Genomic DNA, 1,495 nt, shown 5'->3' with positions numbered 1-1,495 from the left:
GGATTTCCTACTTTATTCAGAAAAATATCTCTCCGTTCCTGAAGCGATTTATTTCTGTCTGCTTTTATCATCCGTAGATCAGTCATTTCATTGATATCTACATCACTGAAATCCTGCTCCAGATAGTTTCTATATTCCTCTGCCGTCATGCCCTTCTCCTTCCATTCCCATCTGAATCTGTACTGCTTTCAGTACCCGATCCAGGCTCCACTTGTTCACTCTTCCGCATTTCTCAATAATACATTTCGTAGAAATGCTCATAACCTGTTCAGCCAGTGCCAGGCTTCCTTTTCGGATTCCCGTCATATCATATTTGCTGATAAATACATGTGTTGGCAAATACCGCTTCTTATATATTCTTGACGTCAGCGGAACTACTGTAATGACTGAACTGTATGTATTAGCTTTGTTGTTACTTACTACGATCACCGGTCTTACTCCACCCTGAACCGAAGTTGTCGGGAACATACCGAGATCCGCCCATAAGATATCTCCTCTTCGAATCGTCACTTGTCATCTCTCCAATCCTTTTTTATTTGTAAAGCATTCATAGCGCTATATTGGCTCCACAGGAATACGGCAGAGTTCCTTTCCAAGACGGAAAGCTCTGCCGCATAACCTCTATAGCCAATTTGATTATTAAACAGTGCTCGCTCGATTCTATTTATCCTCGATACCCCGAATCGTTACTCCCGCATATGCAGGAAGGGAATAATAACCTGCCCGAATGCATACTCCGGACCACAACCCGAAAACTCACGTTTCCAGGCTCCAGCAGTTCATAGGTTTACCAGTTACAGACTTCTCAGAATCTGCAAGTGTATCGCATCTCATACATATCATCGCATCACCAGCTTGCCAGCTGGCTTCGGTCAGTGCTTTTTCGCAGCATTACGGACTGAACTAAAAATATTGGTTTTGTCTTATAATCCTATAGCGGCATCTTCCTCGTGCTCTCTGCATGAAATGTCACGTCAGTTATTATTGGATATTCAGTTATCATGGTGCATTTTAGGGAGTCCTTAAAGCTCCTCTAATTACTAAAGTCAAATGACTTCGGCAGATGCAAAAAATTTTTAAAAATTTTTTAAAAAAATTCTTTCATATACATTTCACGCATTTTATTAAGGATTGTTTTCAGCTTGTACGCTAATACCTGTCTGGAAATCCCCATAATCTCTGCCATCTGTGTCTGTGTCTTATTTTCAAAGAAAATGCTATAAATAATCATGCGTTCCTCGGTATTCAGCTGATCGATCACTTTGTGAATATCCTGCTGTTCCATTTTCTTCAGTACACTGTGCTCCACGTCACAATTCAGATCCGGGAAATCCTCAATCATGAATCCTTCCCCATCAATGGACTGTCCACTGTAAGGCACTTCTCTCAGCATCTTATCCACAACCTCACCCAGTTCATTCTTAATCTCAACTTTTTTTGCCTTGCTGCTTCTGTAAAAATTGTTCATCGCATACGCAACTTCTTTTGTAATCTC

3 protein-coding genes are annotated in these 1,495 nt (G+C 40.9%); all 3 read right to left on the bottom strand.

Features of this window, described 5'->3' with window-relative positions:
• A partial coding sequence (locus tag LKD71_RS18455; RefSeq protein WP_334302604.1) for a DUF6870 family protein occupies positions 1–149 on the bottom strand: 149 nt, incomplete at its 3' end.
• Positions 130–510: a type II toxin-antitoxin system PemK/MazF family toxin gene (locus LKD71_RS18010; RefSeq protein WP_015568867.1), complete on the bottom strand. Its 381-nt coding sequence runs from the start codon at positions 508–510 to the stop codon at positions 130–132. The genes LKD71_RS18455 and LKD71_RS18010, both read right to left, overlap by 20 nt.
• Before the next feature lie 577 nt (positions 511–1,087).
• A partial coding sequence (locus LKD71_RS18005) for a sigma factor-like helix-turn-helix DNA-binding protein (protein WP_227616427.1) occupies positions 1,088–1,495 on the bottom strand: 408 nt, incomplete at its 5' end.

The sequence above is a fragment of the Fusicatenibacter faecihominis genome (genome assembly GCF_020686945.1).
Classification (GTDB): Bacteria; Bacillota; Clostridia; order Lachnospirales; family Lachnospiraceae; genus Limivivens; species Limivivens faecihominis.
The sequence above is the reverse complement of the archived record's forward strand: the minus strand, read 5'-3'. Positions and strand labels throughout refer to the sequence as shown.